Origin of the sequence: Variovorax sp. EBFNA2 (assembly GCF_033802765.1) — a bacterium.
Taxonomy (GTDB): Bacteria; Pseudomonadota; Gammaproteobacteria; order Burkholderiales; family Burkholderiaceae_C; genus Variovorax; species Variovorax paradoxus_H.
Genome location: NZ_CP138497.1, coordinates 401,301 through 417,815, shown reverse-complemented (window position 1 = coordinate 417,815; position 16,515 = coordinate 401,301). Strand labels below are relative to the sequence as shown.

Sequence of the window (16,515 nt, the reverse complement as noted above, 5' to 3'; positions counted from 1 at the left end):
GGCCCTCTGCTCCGCTACGTGCGCAATCGCACGAGCCAGACGCTCAACCCATCATTCTTCGCTGACGATTGCGGACCAAGTCGTCCCATGCAACTGTTGATGAATGATTGACTCGATCTTGTCGAGGATGTCGTAAAGCGACTTCTGATCGGTCTCGCTTAGTTCCGAAACGATCTTCTCTTCGACTAGGTTCGCAACCTTATCGATGTCAGCGTTGATCTTGGCGCCCTTCGATGTGACCCTAAGCAGTGCCCGACGCCCGTCTTGGCGATCAGGAACCCTCTCAATCAAGCCCTGCTCAACGAGGTACCCAACTGCTCTCGCCACTTTTGGCGAGTCAGACGACGTGCGTTCAACGAGTTCCGACGGGGAGATGGGCTGGTAGCAAGCGATCACCGAAAGGGTCTTCATCGCACTTGCGTTTAGCTGGTATTTCGATCTGGCCATGGCAACAACAAGACCGCTCCATCTTTGAGAGACCTGATGGAGTCTGTAGTTGACTCGTTTGTCCAGAGGCATTGGCTTCAGCATGTCGCTATTTTAATCATCCGCTTGACCTGTCTGCATTTTAGCTGCAATATGCAGGCACTTTAAACCAATCCTGAGGAGACACAGTGCACCGGGACATCGTGATCGTGGGCGGAGGCCCCGCCGGGCTGACTGCTGCTGAACTGTTGGCTCAACAGGGGCTCGCTGTAGGCTTGGTGCACAAAGGGCCCTTGGGTGGCGAACTTCCAAGCCTCTTGTGGGTAGATGGAGTTCCTGGACTAGATGCTCCGATCAACGGTGCAGAACTGGCTTCCCAGCTGATCGACCGCGCCCAAGCGGCAGGGGTGACATTCATTTCGAGAGAAGCCACGGCCTTGGAGCTCTATTCCCGGTCGGCTGTCGTCGCCCTATCTGGACACGGGTTTGTTCAAGGCTCCGCCGTGGTGTTAGCGATGGGGCGAAGAAGAATACTTGGCAAGGACTTTCGCAAATTCGAAGGCCGGGGCCTGATCGGCTGCACTGCTTGCGACGCCGGCTTTTACCGGGGCGAAACCGTTGTAGTTTGCGGAGCAGGTCATGGAGGCGCAATTGACGCGATCAACTTGGCCATCCACGCAGAGCGTGTGATTCTCGTGGAGCGATCCAATGAGCTCGGTTGCTCCCCTGAACTCGCAGAGCAGCTCCATCGAAATTCCGTCATCGAGATCATGCTTTCCTCGGAAGTGAGCGGCGCGGGCGCGACTGCCTCCGGGGCAATCGATGCAGTGCACGTGAACATGAAAGACGTAGGCCCTCGGACGCTGCCCGCGACCGGCCTCTCAATTCAAGTGGGTCGGATGCCCGAAACGGAGTTCCTGGACTCAGGCGTTGGCCTTGACAGAGAAGGCTTGGTCGAGACGGATGAATGTTGCCGCATCCCGGCATCGCGGATTTTTGCGATCGGTGAGGTGCGCGCGGGAAGTGCTCGCACGTTCGCGAGCGCGATATCCGACGCTCGTGCTGCCGCGCATTCGATCCTTTCCAACTTTTCTGGAATGGCCTGAACCAGCCCCCTTTCGTGACAAAACAATGGAGACATGAGATGACCTTACACCGGAGAGATTTCCTTGGTTTTGGAGCTGCCGTTCTAACGGCCTCGGCTTGGGCTTCAGAGTTCCCCATAGCTGGCAAGCCGGTTCGGATCGTTGTGCCGGCGGCGCCTGGTGGTCCGGCCGACTTGATGGCTCGCTCCCTCTCGCTGACCCTGACGTCGCAACTCAAGGGGGCGCCTATTGTGGTCGAAAGCAAGCCAGGCGGAGCCACGGTACTGGGTGCCAACATTGTTGCCAGCTCTCCTTCCGATGGATACACATTGCTTCTAACGATCAACAGCACACACACGCAGGTCCCGCATCTACTGCAGAAGCTTCCCTACGATCCGTTTCGCGATTTCACACCCATTTGTCAGCTGTTCCGTGCCGGTGTCGTCATCTGCGGGCAGCCTTCCCTGAAAGCTCAGAACCTCAAAGAACTGGTTGAGCTCTCCAAGTCGACCGAAGCGATCAGTGCTGCGTCGGCAGGCATCGGTACCAATGGACATCTCTACATCGAGATGCTCAACCGGATCTATGGCGCGAAGTTCATCCATGTTCCCTATAAGGGGGCGTCGGAGGGCCAACGCGACCTCCAGGCAGGAATCGTTCAGGTCTACTTTGATTCAGTGTCCTCTGCCATCCCGCATATCAAATCCGGGAAGGTCAAGGCGTTGGGCGTGACTGGTACTTCGAGAATTGAAGCCCTTCCCCAGATCCCAAGCTGCGTCGAAATGGGCTTTTCCGAACTCGACGTTACGGGCTGGTTCGGGGTCTTTGGCCCCGGCGGCATGCCCTCAGCAGTCGTTGATACCCTGAACAGGGCATTTGTCGAAGCGCTCAAGTCACAAGAGGTCCGCCGGCAATTCGAGCCCCTTGGCATTGAGCTTACTGGGACTAGCGCGAAAGAGTTCGACTCCATTGTGCGAAGAGACTACGCGACGTGGGGCAAGGTGATCAAGAACGCTGGTATCAAGATGGAGCAATGAGTATGCAGCAGGAAGCCGAATATGAAGTCCTGAGCCCCTCAGGAGAGGCAGTTCATGCGCGGCCTCGCTCTCCAAATCCCCGCCTACCCGACCTCTCAGGAAAAATTGTCTATTGCATTAGCCAGGTCATAGGTGGCGCAGATTTCTTCATGCAATACGTGGCCAAGCTCCTCCCGGAGTACGCCCCTGGCGCAAAGACCGTGTTTGTTCGCCGTGAAACCACTTACATGTCCGACGACCCAGGGCTGTGGGCGCGCGTGCAAGCCGAAGCAGATGCTGTCATCTACGGTTGTGGCGCGTGCGGATCATGTTCAATGTGGGGCACGCATTGGTCTGCCGAGATCGAAAAACGAGGAACTCCCTGTGTCTACGTGGTCGACGAGCCGTTCCGTGCAGACGTCGAGGTTAGCTGTCACAAAGAGGGCATGCCTGGGCTTAGACGGGTGCACGTTCCGCATCCATGCGACATGGTCCCCGAGCAAAAGATGCGAGAAATCGCGGAACAGCTCGCGGCAGCCCTGACCCAGCCCCTGACGCAGCGCGAACTTAGTACCAACTCCGTTGACGACGGTTCGCGAGATCGCATCGTATTTCGCGGCTCGATCGAAGACGTGAATTGCTTCTTCTCCAACCGCGAATGGACGGACGGATTGCCGATCATGCCGCCAACAGAGGCGGCCGTCGCCAGGATGCTGCGGGCCACGAGCAAGAAGCCCGACGATGTCGTCGTCGAGAGATTCCATCCCGAGGGGTATCGCGTCACTGTCGAGAAAGTTGCAGCAGTCGGCGCAATGACCAACTGCCCGCCTGACTCCATGCCAGTTCTTCTGGCCATCGTAGACGCAATTAGTGCACCGACATTTGCCTCATGCGTTCGTTCAACCACCGCGTTCTCTCTGGCTACGCTCATCGGGGGGGCTATCGCGGCAAAGCTGGGCATGAACTCCGGCGCGAACGCGTTGGGGGCGGGCACAGGAAATTCGGCCAATGCTGCGATTGGCCGCTTCGTCCGGCTCGCCTTGATCTGCCTTGGCGGCTCAAGAACAGGCGTCAGCGACCTGAGCAGCATCGGCAATCCCACAAAGTACAGCCTTGCGTTCACGGAAAACGTGAAGGAAAGTCCATGGGAGTCGTGGCATGCCTCGCATGGATTCTCTTCCACGGCGGACGTTGTTACGGTCCTGTATGGGGGATGGAACTTCCTGTCCCCCTTCGCCCGGTTTATGTCGGATGTAAAGCTCGGCTTGGACTCAATGGCTCGGGGACTGGCACAGTTTGAGATGCCACGAGGAGCGTTGCTGCTGCTTGATCCGATTGTTGCGGACAAGCTTGCCGGAGCTGGCTATTCCAAGACTGACGTGACCGAGTATCTGTGGGCCAACGCGAAGCGCACTGCGAAGGACTTTCGTAGCGACTACTTTTACAAGGCCTTCATGGAACAGGGGATCAAGGGAAACGGCGCGGCATATCAATCGAAGCGCTGGCCAGAGTCTTACCTCACCGCGCCTGACGAGCAGGAGATCCAGGTCTACCCGAAGGGTTCGATCGAGATCGTCGTTGTTGGTGGCCGAACAAACCCCATGTCTCAGGCTTGGCAGTTCTACAACCCAGTCTCGATCCCCGTCGACAAGTGGATGTAGTTCCGGGCCGAAAGGTTGATATCCCGTTGTGCCTGGACGTCATTCAAAACTGCTGAATTCTTGGAGACCAAACCCAAAGGGCTGAGACGGATGCATAGCGCTGGGGGTGCACAGCGCTACCTATAGCAGGCTTAGGTCTCGCATCAGTTGAAAGGGCTACGTTGCTGCATCAATCTGCCACGGATCCCCTTTTGCGGGCAGTAGCCTGCCCCAGTACAGAGGCGCGATTCGTCACCGTAGTCGAAGATTTCCGCTTTGGAGGAGCTTGCTTTTCGCGTTGTCGAATCTCTTCGAGATAGTTGTAGACCGTGTACCTTGAGAGCCCCAGCGCCTTGGCGGCACGTGGAACGCTGCCTTTCACGATGAACAATCCACGGCGCAACATCTCCTCGACGGCCTTACTCTTCTCGTCCTTGGTCATCAGCAGCACGGGCTTCCCGAGGTTTTGAACTGCGGATTCAATAATCTCCGCCATCAAGGTGTCCATGTCGGCAGTTTCCGTATGCGCTCCTCCGTTTACCGTCACATTCGAAGGTCCATCGATAGCCCTGCCAATCCATGCGTGAACCAGTTTGAGCATCTGGAGATCGACGTTGGCACAAAGTGCCGCCAGAGGTACTCCGGACTTCGAACGAAAGATGACGGTTGCTGATTTGAGGGGAGTGCCGGCTGGACTGACTGTGGGATAGACGCCGACCATCGCGTGCCCCTCATCGGAGGCCTCAGTCGTAGTAGCAAATGCCACGGCAAAGGCCTGATCGTCTTTCGGGCCACTCAAGATAGGACTTCCGACCGTTCTACCCGAGACCTGCCCGTTAGCAATGGCAATCACGGAAGTGTCTGGATGTGTGAGGTCATGAAGTACCAGTTCCGTGTTGGGCGGCAGTATTTGCGCCATCAGATCAACGACGGGGCGCAGGATTGACATGATCCGGTCCCGCTCGATTGCCAATTGACTACGTTCAAGTCGGTGTCGCCCACCTGGCGCGGCGCCTAGCGGCATGGCAGCGGACTCGCGAAGCTTGCGTGATGACATGTAAGTAGGTGTCTCCGAAGTGAAGGGGTTAGCCCTATGCGTCGATTTACACAGAGTGTTGAACAATAAACATCTCGTTGAATACGCACCTGTAGGCTCAATGACTATAGGCCAGCAGTGGGCCTTTTGATTCAACATTTTGTTGTTCTATTGACAAGGAGTTTATTGAAATGAACGAAGTTCGACCCCAGCCCTACCCTGAGGCCTCTCGTCGCCGATGGCTCAAGTCCATCGGCGGCGCATCGATTGCTGGCCTGCTCGGAGGCCAGCTCACGGGATGCGGCGGAGGCTCAGGGGGCGCCCCCATCTCGCCGGCATCTGCGGCTGAACCGCCGACGCCCGCAGGCGCATCGAGCCTTCCTGCGAAGGCACTGTTTCCAGGAGTGGCGGACCGCATATACCTCAATGGAGCAGCGGACCATCCCTGGAACCAATACGCCACGGACGCCTTGAAAGGCTACGCCCAATCAAAGCTTTCCCTTGCCGACGGAAGCGCCACCGCGACAGCGAAGTTCGCGGCGCTCATCAACGCCGATGCTGACGAGGTTACCTATGTGCCCAGCACCTCAATGGGCGAATACCTCGTCACCAAGTCACTTGGCCTGCCGACGAGCGGCGGCCGAGTCGTGACCGACGCCTTGCATTTTGTCGGCTCGTTCTACATGTACGAGCAATACCGTCTGCAAGGCCTAGACGTCGTGACGGTTCCAATGGATGCCGACTATCGGATCTCGCTCAGCGCTCTCGATGTCGCAATCTCTCCGGGGACCAAGCTGGTCGCCATCTCGCACGTGTCTCTCTACAACGGCTTCACGCACGATTTGAAGGCGGTATGCGACTTGGCGCATTCTCGTGGAGCCCTTGTCTACGTCGACCTGATCCAGTCGGCGGGCGCCATTCCTGTCGATGTCAAAGCGGCCGGTGTGGACTTTGCCGCATGCGGAACCTACAAGTGGCTCATGGGGGACTTTGGGTTTGCCTTCCTCTATGTGCGCAAGAGTCTTCTTCCCCAACTCCAACGCCCTTGGTATGGGTATCGACAAACACGAAACTTCGCGGCGCCAATCCTGCACGTTTACCCACTGGACTCTCCTGGGAGCATCCCTTACGAGAGTGCACAGCTCAACTCTGTCGCAGGCTACTTCGCAGGTTCGTTCCCCGCTTCTTCTGTGGAAACGGCTTGTGCAGCATCCATTGACTGGATTCAAAGTATCGGGGTGGACAAGATCCAAGCCTATCGGAAGCCCATGACCGATGCGCTGCAAACCGGGCTACGCGCAAAAGGTTTCCAAGTGGTCACGCCTCCAGAAACCGTCTCGCCAATCGTCACGTTTGCTTATGCGAACGCCTCGCAGCTATCCACACGGTTGTCGCCCGCGAAGATCGAAATCACTTTGCGCGCTAACCACGCGCGTATCTCGCCATCGGTGTACAACGACATGAGCGATATCGAAAAGTTTCTCGCCGCTATCGGAACCGCTTGAATCACATGAACCTCACATTTCACGCATCTAAACCGTCCTTCGCCCGTCTTCTTGGCGTGAGTGCATTCGCACTAGCGCTTGGAATAAGCGCCGGGTGCACCACGCCGCCCAAGTACCTGAATTCAGGGAAGATCTTGCCCACCACTCTTCCGTTCTCGGAGGCAGTCCAAGTCGGCAATACGCTGTACCTATCTGGGCAAATCGGGAACATCCCCGGCAGTCTAAAGTTACCGTCCGGTGGCATCAAACCAGAATCGAAGCAGGTTCTCGACAACATCAGGACTTCACTGGAGGCGCACGGTTACTCGTTGGACGATGTGGTCAAGTGCACGGCGATGCTTGCTGACATGAGCGAGTGGGCTGCGTTCAATGATGTCTACAAGACGTACTTCAAGGATGGGAGGTTTCCTGCTCGCAGTGCATTCGGTGCCACAGCCCTGGCGTTCAACGCTCGGGTGGAACTGGAGTGCATCGCCGCGAAGTAGCCGATCGCCAACGACCAAGTGGGCTTTCTCACTCGTTGCCGCGATGAGATTGCGGGCGCCGCGCGGCAATTGGTGGCCATCACCACTGCTGCCGCTCCAGCGGCGCGCCGTGGGGTACGGCCATTGGATCGCCAAAACGACAAGCCGAGGCCTCAGGGGCCATGTCGGCCCGAGCACGCTAACCCTGAGCAGTCCTTCGCTCCGCCCATCATCGTGTAGATCAAGCGACTGAGTGCAGTGCCGAATCCGGACTAATCCTTAAAAAGGCCGACGAAAAGATTTCGCATCCAGTGGTGCGCGGGGTCCGATTCGAACCGGCGGCTCCAGTGCAGCGACACCGTGAAAGCGCTGCGGGGAAGCTCCGCCGGAAGCACTGCATAGCGCTTCGGCTCGATGAACCTGCGCGCGATCGCCTGCGGCATCACGACGGCGAAATCGGTGCGCGCAATGATCGCCGGCAGCGCCAGGAAATGCGCCGAATTGAGCACCAACCTTTCATCGAGCCCGAGCTGCTGCAAGATGCGGAAGGTCTCCGAGTGCGAGCGGACGGCCACATACTCCAAGCGCCGCAGGTCCTGGATCGTCATGCGGACATCCGAAGCCTTCGAGGCCTTCGCCATCGGATGCCCTGCCCGCACCACCACTGCATACCGGTCACGTAGCAGTTCGACGCGCTCCGTACCACTGACCGAAGGCAGAAATCCGAGTGCGAAATGAATGGCCCCGGTTTCAAGGGCATCGGTGATCTCCCCATGCGGCAGCGGCGTCGTATGCACGCGTATGCCGGGTGCCTGGCGGTGCAAAGCTTCCATCAGTTCCGGCAGCAGCCTGGCCTCGCCGATGTCGTTCATATGCAGCCGAACGGTCATGCGCGAGCGTGAGGGGTCGAAGGTGTCTTCATCCCGCAGCACATCCTCGATGGCGGCCACGGCCGGCTGAACGACGCTTGCCAGCCGCTCCGCGCGCAGCGTCGGGCGCATGCGCCCGTTGGCGCGCACGAACAGCGCATCGCCCAACGCGAGCCGCAATCGTGTCAGACCTTGGCTGGCCGCCGGCTGCGACAGCCCAAGCGCATCGGCGGCACGACTCACGCTGCCCAGGCGGTACACCGCCTCAAATAGGCGGAGCAAGTTCATGTCCAGCTTTTCAGTATGCATCTGACTTATTTTGCTTTAGACATTTCATTGTATTGATGAATACCAGGTGAACCGCAAAACTGCAGCCTTCACCTAGGAGCATTCATGGACCGACGCGTCGAACTTTCCACGCAAGCGCCCTTCCCGGCCAGCAGCACCCAGACCGTGCGAGACGCGGTTTTCAGGTTGCTCCGCGCCTTTGGCATGACCCGCGTGTTCGGCAACCCCGGCTCGACGGAGCTGCCGATGTTCATCGACTTCCCGCGAGACTTCCAGTACGTACTCGGTCTGCAGGAATCCGTCGTGGTGGGCATGGCGGACGGTTATGCGCAGGCCACGCACAACGCGGCGTTCATCAACCTGCACTCAGCCGCTGGCGTCGGGCACGCGATGGGCAACATCTTCACTGCCTTTCGCAACCGCACGCCGCTGGTCATCACCGCCGGCCAGCAGGCGCGGTCGATCCTGCCCTTCGAGCCTTTCCTCGGCTCCACGCAGGCGCCCGAGCTGCCGAGACCCTATGTGAAGTGGAGCGTCGAGCCGGCCCGGGCCGAGGACGTTCCGCTGGCAATTGCGCGGGCCTACTACATCGCAATGACGCCACCGCGCGGACCTGTGCTGGTCTCGATCCCCTCGGACGACTGGGACGTGCAGACCCTGCCGGTCGATGCACGCGAGGTCAGCCGCCACGTGCGTGCTGATCCCGATCTTCTCGCGCGCGTTGCCGCGGCCCTAGATGGTGCCCGCTCCCCGGCGTTCGTGGTCGGTGCCGCGGTCGATCGCGACGAGGCCTGGAAAGAGGCGGTTGAATTGGCTGAGCGGCACAACGCCCGCGTTTACGTCGCGCCCATGTCGGGCCGTTGCAGCTTCCCGGAAGATCACCCGCTCTGGGGAGGCTTCCTGCCGCCGATGCGCGAGCGCATCGTCGAGAGGCTCGCCGGCCACGACCTGGTGTTTGCGCTCGGTGCGCCGGCGTTCACCTACCATGTGCCGGGCCAAGGGCCGCACCTGCCCGAAGGATGCGAGCTGGTGCAGCTGACGGACGATCCGCAGGTCGCAGCCTGGGCGCCGACAGGAACCTCCGTGGTTGGCAGCATCCGCCTCGGATTGCTCGATCTGCTCGAATGCAGCACGCCCCACGATCGTAAGGCGCCACCTGCCCACGTACGGCCGCCGCGCATCGCAGAGCCCGAGCCCGGCGAACGCCTGCCGGTGGCGTGGGTCCTGCAAACGCTGGCCGATGTCCGTGCGCGCGACAGCATCCTGGTCGAGGAAGCACCCAGCGCGCGTCCGGTCATGCATGGCCACCTGCCGATCTTCGAGTCGGAAACTTTCTACACCATGTGCAGTGGCGGCCTGGGTTTCGGTCTTCCGGCCGCGGTGGGAGTGGCGTTGGGCAAGCCTGGCGCACGGGTCATCGCATTGGTGGGCGATGGCTCGGCGATGTACGCCATCCAGGCGCTATGGAGTGCGGCGCAGCTGGCGCTGCCGGTCACGGTGCTGATCCTGAAGAACCGCCGCTACGCCGCGCTGTACGACTTCGCCCGCATCTTCGGCTACCGGCCTGACGAGCATGTCCCCGGCACCGACCTGCCCGACCTCGATTTTGTCGCGCTGGCTGGCGCGCAAGGCATGAAGGGGCTGCGCGTCGAAACGGCGGAGCAGTTGCAGCCCGCATTGCACCAGGCACTGCAATCGACCGCACCGATGCTGGTCGAGATCGAAGTGGCTTGAGAGTTTTTTCGCTTTTCCAAATCCACAAGGAGACAAGACGATGGGCACGATATCGATGTTGATCAACGGCGAAGATCGCCAGGCCACCGGCGGTGCGACCTTCGAGCGCCGCAATCCACTCGACGGCACGGTGGCGACCATTGCGCCGGCCGCCACGAAGGCCGACGCTGTGGCAGCCGTCGACGCTGCCGCCGCAGCATTTCCGGCTTGGTCCCGCACCGGGCCGAGCGAACGCAGGGCGCTGTTGCTGAAGGCGGCACAGGCCATCGAAGCCAAGGCCCAAGCCCTGACGGATGCCATGGCATCCGAGACCGGCGCCGGCGCCCCGTGGGCCGGTTTCAACGTGCACCTGGCCGCCGGCATGCTGCAACAAGCGGCCGGCATGACGACCCAGATCAGCGGAGAGGTCATCCCCTCCGACGTGCCCGGCAGCCTGGCCATGGGCCTGCGCCGCCCAGCCGGCGTGGTGCTGGGCATTGCACCTTGGAACGCACCGGTGATCCTCGGCGTGCGTGCGATTGCCACGCCACTCGCCTGCGGCAATACGGTGGTGTTCAAGGGCTCGGAACTCAGCCCGGCCACGCACGGCCTGATCGTCGAAGCCTTCAAGGATGCAGGTTTTCCGCCGGGCGTCGTCAACTTCGTGACCAATGCACCAGCGGATGCAGCGCAGGTGGTCGAGGCAATCATTTCCCATCCGGCGCTGCGGCGGGTGAACTTCACCGGCTCCACCCGCGTCGGCAGACTGATCGCGCAGACCTGCGCGAAGTACTTGAAGCCGGCGGTTCTCGAGCTCGGCGGCAAGGCTCCGCTGGTCGTGCTGGACGATGCCGACCTCGACGCCGCGGTCAACGGCGCAGCCTTCGGTGCCTTCGCCAACAGCGGCCAGATCTGCATGAGCACCGAGCGCATCATCGTGGACCGAAAGATCGCAGACGCCTTCGTCGCCAAGCTCGCCGCCAAGGCCGTGCAGCTGCCGCTGGGCGATCCGCGCAAGGGGCCGGTGGTGTTGGGATCGGTGGTGGATGCGAGCACGGTCGAGCGCTGCAACGCGCTGATCGATGATGCGCTCGCCAAAGGCGCGAAGCTCGTTTGCGGCGGTAAGGCCGACAGCACGCTGATGCCCGCGACGCTGCTCGACCATGTGACGCCACAGATGCGCATCTACCATGAAGAGAGCTTCGGCCCCGTGAAGCCGGTGGTGCGTGTGGACGGCGTCGACGAAGCGGTGCGCGTGGCCAACGACAACCCCTACGGGTTGTCCTCCGCCGTGTTCGGTCGCGACTTCGCCCGTGCTTGGGAGGTGGCCAACCGCATCGACTCCGGCATCTGCCACGTGAACGGCCCGACCGTGCACGACGAAGCACAGATGCCCTTCGGAGGCGTGAAGGACTCAGGCTACGGCCGCTTCGGTGGCAAGGCCGGCATCGACGCGTTCACAGAACTGCGGTGGCTCACGGTGCAGACCACCGACCGTCACTATCCGTTCTGATGCAAAGCAGGAGACACCCCATGAAGTTTCTGCTGGCAACCACAGCGCTTGCGCTCGGCTTGGGACCGTACGGTATTGCCCAGGCACAGGAGTGGCCGAAGCAGCCCATCAAGATCGTCGCCAACTTCGCGCCCGGCGGCGCGGCCGACCAGCTGGCCCGCGTGATCAGCGCACCCTTGCACGAGACGCTTGGGCAGCCGGTGATCGTAGAGAACAGGGGCGGCGCCGGTGGCAACCTGGGTGGCGAGTTCGTCGCCAAATCACAGCCCGACGGCTATACCTTCCTCATGAGCTCCGGCGGCATGGTGTCGATCAATCCGCACATCTACGCGAAGATGTCCTTCGACCCCGCGAAGGATCTCGTCCCCGTCGCGTCCGTCGCACGTGTGCCGTTCTACCTGGTGGTTCGTGCCGACAGCCCGATCAAGGACTTCAAGGGCCTGGTCGCCGATCTCAAGGCGAACCCCGGCAAGCGCTCGTTCGGATCGCCCGGCAACGGAAGTTCGCCTCACCTCGCAGCGGAGATGATGACGGGTCAGACAGGGACCGCAGCCATCCACGTGCCCTACCGCGGCGCAGCGCCCGCGCTGACGGACCTGCTGGGCGGCCAAATTGACTTCCTGTTCGATCCGGGCATCAGCATCCAGCACGTCAAGACCGGCAAGTTGCGCATGCTGGCTGTGGCAAGCCTGAAGCGCGCACCGCAGATGCCCGAGGTGCCCACGCTCGATGAACTCGGCCTCAAGGGCTTCGATGCCGATGCGGTGTTCGGCCTCTACGCGCCGGCCGGCACACGGCCAGCTGTGATCCAGCGGATCAATGCGGAGGTCAATCGCGCACTGACATTGCCCGCCGTCAGGACAACCATCGAAACCCTCGGCAACGTGCCGGAGTCGTTGACGCCCGCAGCCTTTGGCGACAAGGGCGCGGCCGACTTCAAGCGGCTGGGCGCCGTGATCCGGGAACGCGGCATCCGCGCCGATTGATGCATGAAGAAGAAAGACAGCCGATGACCGCCACACCCCAGCCTGCAGCCGGCCACCCGCCCCTCATCGCCACGGACGTGCTGATCGCCGGGGGCGGCCCTTGCGGCCTGATGCTCGCCAACGAACTTGGCCGCCGCGGCATCCGCTGCCTGCTGGTCGACGCCAAGGCGGGCACGGCCTTCAACCCGCAGGCCAATGCGACACAGGCCCGGACGATGGAGCATTTCCGCAGGCTTGGCTTCGCGCACGAGATCCGTGCGTTGGGGCTGCCCGCCGACCACCCGACGGACATCGCCTACTTCACGCGCTTGGCCGACCACGAACTGGCCCGCATCAGCCTGCCCACGGCCGCCGAGGCCGCGGTCAAGGTCAAGACAATGACCGGGTCCTGGAGCGCCGCCGAGTTGCCGCATCGCGTGTCGCAGAAATTCGTCGAGCAAGCTCTGCGCCGCCATGCGCAGGCCTGGCCTTCCGCCGATGTGCGCTATGGCTGGCGGCTGGAGCGGTTCAGCGACGACGGTGATTCGGTGAGCGCCACGGTGCGGCCGAGCGAGGACGGCCCTGCGCAGGAGATCGTCGCAAAGTTCCTGATCGGTGCCGACGGCGCCCGCAGTCTGGTTCGGCAACAGCTGGGCATCGAGTGGGGCGGCGTGAGCGGCATACAGCGCGAGTTCATGGGCGGCAAGATGTTTGCCATCTACTTGCGCGCGCCCCGGTTCGTCGACGTGCTGCGTCACCCCAAGGCCTGGATGTACGTGGCCGTCAACCATGAAAGGCGTGCCTTCATGGCCTCTGTGGACGGCGTGTCCGAGTACGCCTTCCATGCGGCGCTGCGCCCCGGCGAAGATGCCGAGGGCTGGACCGAGGCCGATGCACACCGTGTCTTCGCCGAGGCGGTGGGCGCCGACGTGCCAATCGAGATTCTCTCCATGGGCACCTGGCTCGCGGGGCACGCGCTGGTGGCGCAGCGCTTCCAGCAGGGCCGGGTCTTCATCGCAGGCGATGCGGCCCACCTGTTCACACCGACCGGCGGGCTGGGCTACAACACGGCCGTCGAAGACGCGGTCAACCTGGGCTGGAAGCTCGCGAGCGTGATCCGCGGCCAGGCACCGCTGGCGCTGCTCGATAGTTACGAGGCCGAGCGCAGGCCCCTGGCCGAGCGCAACACCGGCTACGCACGCAAGTTCGCCGACTCGGTGGGGCTCTTCGCGGCAAAGCCGGTGCTGGAAGAAACCTCCCAGCGAGGCGATGCCGAGCGCAAGCTCGCGGGCCTGCACTTCGATGCGCATGCCCGGCTCGAATTCAATATTCCGGGCGTGACCTTCGGCGGCCGGTACGACGGCTCGCCGATCATCCCTGGCGATGGGGCCGCGCTGCCGCCAGACGAGCCGAATGCCTACACACCCACCGCTAGTCCGGGCGGCCGGCCGCCGCATGCGTGGCTCGACGACGGGCGTTCGCTGTTCGACCTGTTCCACACCGAATGGACCCTGCTGGCGCTGGGCTCCGATTGCCCCGCTACCGAGGCCTTCGAAGCCGCGGCCCGCGATTTGAAAATGGACCTGCGTGTCGTGCGGCTGGCGCAGCCGTCCCTGCGCGAACTCTATGAAGCGCCGCTTGCACTGATCCGCCCGGACCAGATCGTGGCATGGCGCGGTGCAGCTGCGGACGATGCGGCAAGTGTGCTGTCTCGCGTCACGGCCCTGCTTCGCCCCGCGTCGCCGCACGTCACTTCAACCCCTTCAACAATCTCCGTCGATGCGACGAGAGGAGACCCGGCATGAAAACCCACACCCTGTTTCTTCGCCTCGCCGCCTTTGCGATGGCCTTGGGGATCGCTCCTTCGGCCTTCGCGCAGGCTTGGCCCACCAAGCCGGTCCGCCTGGTGGCGGCATTTCCGCCGGGCACCCCGGGTGACGTGATCGCGAGGTTGATACAGCCGGCGCTTCAAGCCACCTGGAATCAGCCGATCGTCATAGAGAACAAGACAGGCGCGGGAGGCAACCTGGCGGCTGGGGAAGTCGCGCATGCCAAGGACGGACACACACTGCTCGTGGGGCCCGACACGATCCTCACCATCAATCCCCATCTGTACAGGAAGCTGGGCTTCGATTTGAGGGCTTCGCTCAAGCCGGTCACCTACTTCGCGAGCTTCAACCAGACGCTGGTCTGCAATCCGGCCGCCGATGTTCCGTCCCTCGCGAAGTTCGTCCAGCTGCCCTCGACGCGGATGTACGCCTCCGGCGGCGCGGGGACACCGAGCCACATGGCCATGGAGATGCTATTGGCGACGACCGGAACCAAGCTCACCCATGTGCCCTACAAAGGCCCCGGCCCTGCCGCGCAGGACGTGATGGGAGGCCATGTGGACTGCGGTTTCATCGTCTCCTCCATCGTCCTGCCCCATGTGCAAAGCGGGCGGCTGCGCGCGATCGCCGTGTCCGGCAAGGAAAGATCGGGCCTGCTGCCCAGCGTGCCGACCATCGCCCAGAGCGGACATCCGGGATTCGATGCCACCTTCTTCGAGACCTTGATGGCACCCTCCAGTCTGCCGGCGGCCACGGTCGAGAAGATCCAGCGCGACGTGCGTGCCGTGCTCTTGGCTCCGGCCGTGAAAGCGCGTCTGGCGGAGATGGACCTGCGTGTCGAGGGCTACAGCACGCAGGAAGCGCAACGGCGCAGCCAAGAGGATTTCGCCAAGTGGGGTACGGTCGCACAGCGGACCCAACTGCAGCTGGACTGAAGGAAAGCCATCATGCGCAATCTGAACCATCACACCATCACAGACGCCGTGCTTGCGCGGCAGGCGCAAGCGGCAGACCCGCGGCTCAAGCGCGTCATGGACAGTCTCGTGCAGCACCTGCATGCCTTTGCACGCGAGGTGGAACTGACCGAAGAGGAGTGGTTCAAGGGCATCGAGTTCCTGACCCGCTGCGGCCACATCACCGACGACAAACGCCAGGAGTTCATCCTGCTGTCGGACGTTCTGGGCCTGTCGATGCTGACGGTGGCGCAGAACAACGACAAGCCTGCCGGCTGCACCGAGGCGACCGTCTTCGGTCCGTTCCACGTAGAAGGGGCGCCTCACTACGAACTCGGCGCAGACATCTCCAACGGTGCGTCCGGCATCCCGTGCCTGGTACGCGGCACGGTGCGTGGCATTGGCGGAGAGCCGGTCGCCAATGCCCGCATGGACGTGTGGCAGTCGGACGAAGACGGCCTGTACGACGTGCAGCATCCGGAGATCGACCATGCGCAGGCTCGCGGCATCGTGCACGCCGACAGCGAGGGGCGCTACCACTTCCGCTCGATCCTGGCCGTTCCCTATGCCATTCCGCACGATGGCCCGGTGGGCGATCTCCTGAAGGCTACCGGCCGGCATCCCTGGCGTCCCGCGCACCTGCACTTCCTGATCGAGGCCGGTGGCTACGAGAAGCTGATCACGCACGTGTTCCGCAGCGACGATCGCTACCTGGATTCGGATGCCGTGTTCGGCGTGCGCCAGTCGCTGATTGCCGATTGGAAGCAGCAGGCCGATGGCTCCTACCTTGTCGAGTATGACTTCGTGCTGAAGCCCGCCAGGCAGAAGACTGCGGATGCTTGACACCCTGCTTTCGCCAACAACCGCAAAGGACGCGCGATGATCCGGCACATCGTCATGTGGGACGTGAACGGCGACACAGCCGAGGAAAAGCAGCGGAACGTCGAACGCCTCCAACAGTGTTTCCATGGTCTGCGCGACTGCATTCCCGGACTGCTCTATCTGGAGATCGGCGTGGATATCAGCAAGGTCGACTATGCCTGTGACGTCGTGTTGTACAGCGAGTTCGAATCCTGGGAAGCATTGACCGCCTATGCAACGCACCCCGAACATCTGCGAGTACGCGACGAACTAGCGGGCGTCCGCATCGCACGGCATCAGGTGGACTACGAGGTCCAGGTCGGCAGACCTGGACTGAACACGACGTAACGGG

15 protein-coding genes are annotated in these 16,515 nt (G+C 61.9%); 12 read left to right on the top strand and 3 right to left on the bottom strand.

Translation table 11 applies throughout. The features are described from left to right. Positions 1-51: 51 nt before the first annotated feature. The gene (locus RZE79_RS32290; RefSeq protein WP_319362315.1) at positions 52-531 is read right to left on the bottom strand and encodes an SMC-Scp complex subunit ScpB; all 480 of its coding nucleotides are present in this window, start codon (positions 529-531) and stop codon (positions 52-54) included. 83 nt (positions 532-614) lie between these two features. On the opposite strand from RZE79_RS32290, the gene RZE79_RS32285 reads away from it, so the two are divergent. The 3 genes from RZE79_RS32285 to RZE79_RS32275 are packed head-to-tail and all read left to right on the top strand — an operon-like array spanning position 615 to position 4,188. Continuing rightward, the gene (locus RZE79_RS32285) at positions 615-1,532 is read left to right on the top strand and encodes an NAD(P)/FAD-dependent oxidoreductase (protein WP_319362314.1); all 918 of its coding nucleotides are present in this window, start codon (positions 615-617) and stop codon (positions 1,530-1,532) included. A gap of 38 nt (positions 1,533-1,570) precedes the next feature. Then, positions 1,571-2,548, top strand: coding sequence for a tripartite tricarboxylate transporter substrate binding protein (locus RZE79_RS32280; RefSeq protein ID WP_319362313.1), 978 nt, complete (start codon positions 1,571-1,573; stop codon positions 2,546-2,548). Between the two features lie 2 nt (positions 2,549-2,550). Further along, positions 2,551-4,188, top strand: coding sequence for a hypothetical protein (locus RZE79_RS32275; RefSeq protein ID WP_319362312.1), 1,638 nt, complete (start codon positions 2,551-2,553; stop codon positions 4,186-4,188). A 169-nt stretch (positions 4,189-4,357) separates the two neighbouring features. On the opposite strand, the gene RZE79_RS32270 is transcribed toward RZE79_RS32275, so the two are convergent. Continuing rightward, positions 4,358-5,116 carry a PAS domain-containing protein gene (locus RZE79_RS32270; protein ID WP_319362311.1) on the bottom strand — a complete coding sequence of 253 codons (759 nt, stop codon included), beginning with the start codon at positions 5,114-5,116 and terminating at the stop codon, positions 4,358-4,360. A gap of 278 nt (positions 5,117-5,394) precedes the next feature. Here RZE79_RS32270 and RZE79_RS32265 point away from each other — a divergent pair, with 278 nt between their 5' ends. Together RZE79_RS32265 and RZE79_RS32260 are read left to right on the top strand one after the other, a co-directional pair. Then, entirely contained in the window at positions 5,395-6,708 is a 1,314-nt protein-coding gene (locus RZE79_RS32265) for an aminotransferase class V-fold PLP-dependent enzyme (protein WP_319362310.1), read from the top strand. A 5-nt stretch (positions 6,709-6,713) separates the two neighbouring features. Beyond that, complete coding sequence (locus tag RZE79_RS32260; RefSeq protein WP_319362309.1) at positions 6,714-7,193, top strand: RidA family protein; 480 nt, start codon at positions 6,714-6,716, stop codon at positions 7,191-7,193. Positions 7,194-7,444: 251 nt separating this feature from the next. On the opposite strand, the gene RZE79_RS32255 is transcribed toward RZE79_RS32260, so the two are convergent. After that, positions 7,445-8,350, bottom strand: a complete 906-nt coding sequence (locus RZE79_RS32255) for a LysR family transcriptional regulator (RefSeq protein ID WP_319362308.1) — start codon at positions 8,348-8,350, stop codon at positions 7,445-7,447. A gap of 84 nt (positions 8,351-8,434) precedes the next feature. On the opposite strand from RZE79_RS32255, the gene mdlC reads away from it, so the two are divergent. The 7 genes from mdlC to RZE79_RS32220 are packed head-to-tail and all read left to right on the top strand — an operon-like array spanning position 8,435 to position 16,511. Further along, positions 8,435-10,063 (top strand): benzoylformate decarboxylase, encoded by a 1,629-nt coding sequence (mdlC, locus tag RZE79_RS32250; protein ID WP_319362307.1) that lies wholly within the window; start codon positions 8,435-8,437, stop codon positions 10,061-10,063. Between the two features lie 40 nt (positions 10,064-10,103). Further along, positions 10,104-11,555: an aldehyde dehydrogenase gene (locus RZE79_RS32245; protein WP_319362306.1), complete on the top strand. Its 1,452-nt coding sequence runs from the start codon at positions 10,104-10,106 to the stop codon at positions 11,553-11,555. A gap of 20 nt (positions 11,556-11,575) precedes the next feature. Then, positions 11,576-12,541, top strand: a complete 966-nt coding sequence (locus RZE79_RS32240; protein WP_319362305.1) for a tripartite tricarboxylate transporter substrate binding protein — start codon at positions 11,576-11,578, stop codon at positions 12,539-12,541. A gap of 23 nt (positions 12,542-12,564) precedes the next feature. Further along, a complete protein-coding gene (locus RZE79_RS32235) occupies positions 12,565-14,325 on the top strand; it encodes an FAD-dependent oxidoreductase (RefSeq protein ID WP_319362304.1) in 1,761 nt (586 codons plus the stop codon). Then, on the top strand, positions 14,322-15,284 hold the full coding sequence (locus RZE79_RS32230; protein ID WP_319362303.1) for a tripartite tricarboxylate transporter substrate binding protein: 963 nt from the start codon (positions 14,322-14,324) through the stop codon (positions 15,282-15,284). The genes RZE79_RS32235 and RZE79_RS32230 overlap by 4 nt, the downstream gene beginning before the upstream one ends. A 12-nt stretch (positions 15,285-15,296) precedes the next feature. Continuing rightward, positions 15,297-16,145 carry an intradiol ring-cleavage dioxygenase gene (locus RZE79_RS32225; protein ID WP_319362302.1) on the top strand — a complete coding sequence of 283 codons (849 nt, stop codon included), beginning with the start codon at positions 15,297-15,299 and terminating at the stop codon, positions 16,143-16,145. 36 nt (positions 16,146-16,181) lie between these two features. Beyond that, positions 16,182-16,511 carry a Dabb family protein gene (locus RZE79_RS32220; protein ID WP_319362301.1) on the top strand — a complete coding sequence of 110 codons (330 nt, stop codon included), beginning with the start codon at positions 16,182-16,184 and terminating at the stop codon, positions 16,509-16,511. Positions 16,512-16,515: the final 4 nt, after the last annotated feature.

What these genes read in the sequence shown, in the direction of transcription:
- RZE79_RS32235 (WP_319362304.1), top strand. Translation starts at nt 12,565, where the DNA reads ATGACCGCCACACCCCAGCCTGCAGCCGGCCACCCGCCCCTCATCGCC.
- RZE79_RS32255 (WP_319362308.1), bottom strand. Translation starts at nt 8,350, where the DNA reads ATGCATACTGAAAAGCTGGACATGAACTTGCTCCGCCTATTTGAGGCG.
- RZE79_RS32225 (WP_319362302.1), top strand. Translation starts at nt 15,297, where the DNA reads ATGCGCAATCTGAACCATCACACCATCACAGACGCCGTGCTTGCGCGG.
- RZE79_RS32265 (WP_319362310.1), top strand. Translation starts at nt 5,395, where the DNA reads ATGAACGAAGTTCGACCCCAGCCCTACCCTGAGGCCTCTCGTCGCCGA.
- RZE79_RS32230 (WP_319362303.1), top strand. Translation starts at nt 14,322, where the DNA reads ATGAAAACCCACACCCTGTTTCTTCGCCTCGCCGCCTTTGCGATGGCC.
- RZE79_RS32290 (WP_319362315.1), bottom strand. Translation starts at nt 531, where the DNA reads ATGCTGAAGCCAATGCCTCTGGACAAACGAGTCAACTACAGACTCCAT.
- mdlC (WP_319362307.1), top strand. Translation starts at nt 8,435, where the DNA reads ATGGACCGACGCGTCGAACTTTCCACGCAAGCGCCCTTCCCGGCCAGC.
- RZE79_RS32245 (WP_319362306.1), top strand. Translation starts at nt 10,104, where the DNA reads ATGGGCACGATATCGATGTTGATCAACGGCGAAGATCGCCAGGCCACC.
- RZE79_RS32275 (WP_319362312.1), top strand. Translation starts at nt 2,551, where the DNA reads ATGCAGCAGGAAGCCGAATATGAAGTCCTGAGCCCCTCAGGAGAGGCA.
- RZE79_RS32280 (WP_319362313.1), top strand. Translation starts at nt 1,571, where the DNA reads ATGACCTTACACCGGAGAGATTTCCTTGGTTTTGGAGCTGCCGTTCTA.
- RZE79_RS32270 (WP_319362311.1), bottom strand. Translation starts at nt 5,116, where the DNA reads ATGTCAATCCTGCGCCCCGTCGTTGATCTGATGGCGCAAATACTGCCG.
- RZE79_RS32220 (WP_319362301.1), top strand. Translation starts at nt 16,182, where the DNA reads ATGATCCGGCACATCGTCATGTGGGACGTGAACGGCGACACAGCCGAG.
- RZE79_RS32260 (WP_319362309.1), top strand. Translation starts at nt 6,714, where the DNA reads ATGAACCTCACATTTCACGCATCTAAACCGTCCTTCGCCCGTCTTCTT.
- RZE79_RS32240 (WP_319362305.1), top strand. Translation starts at nt 11,576, where the DNA reads ATGAAGTTTCTGCTGGCAACCACAGCGCTTGCGCTCGGCTTGGGACCG.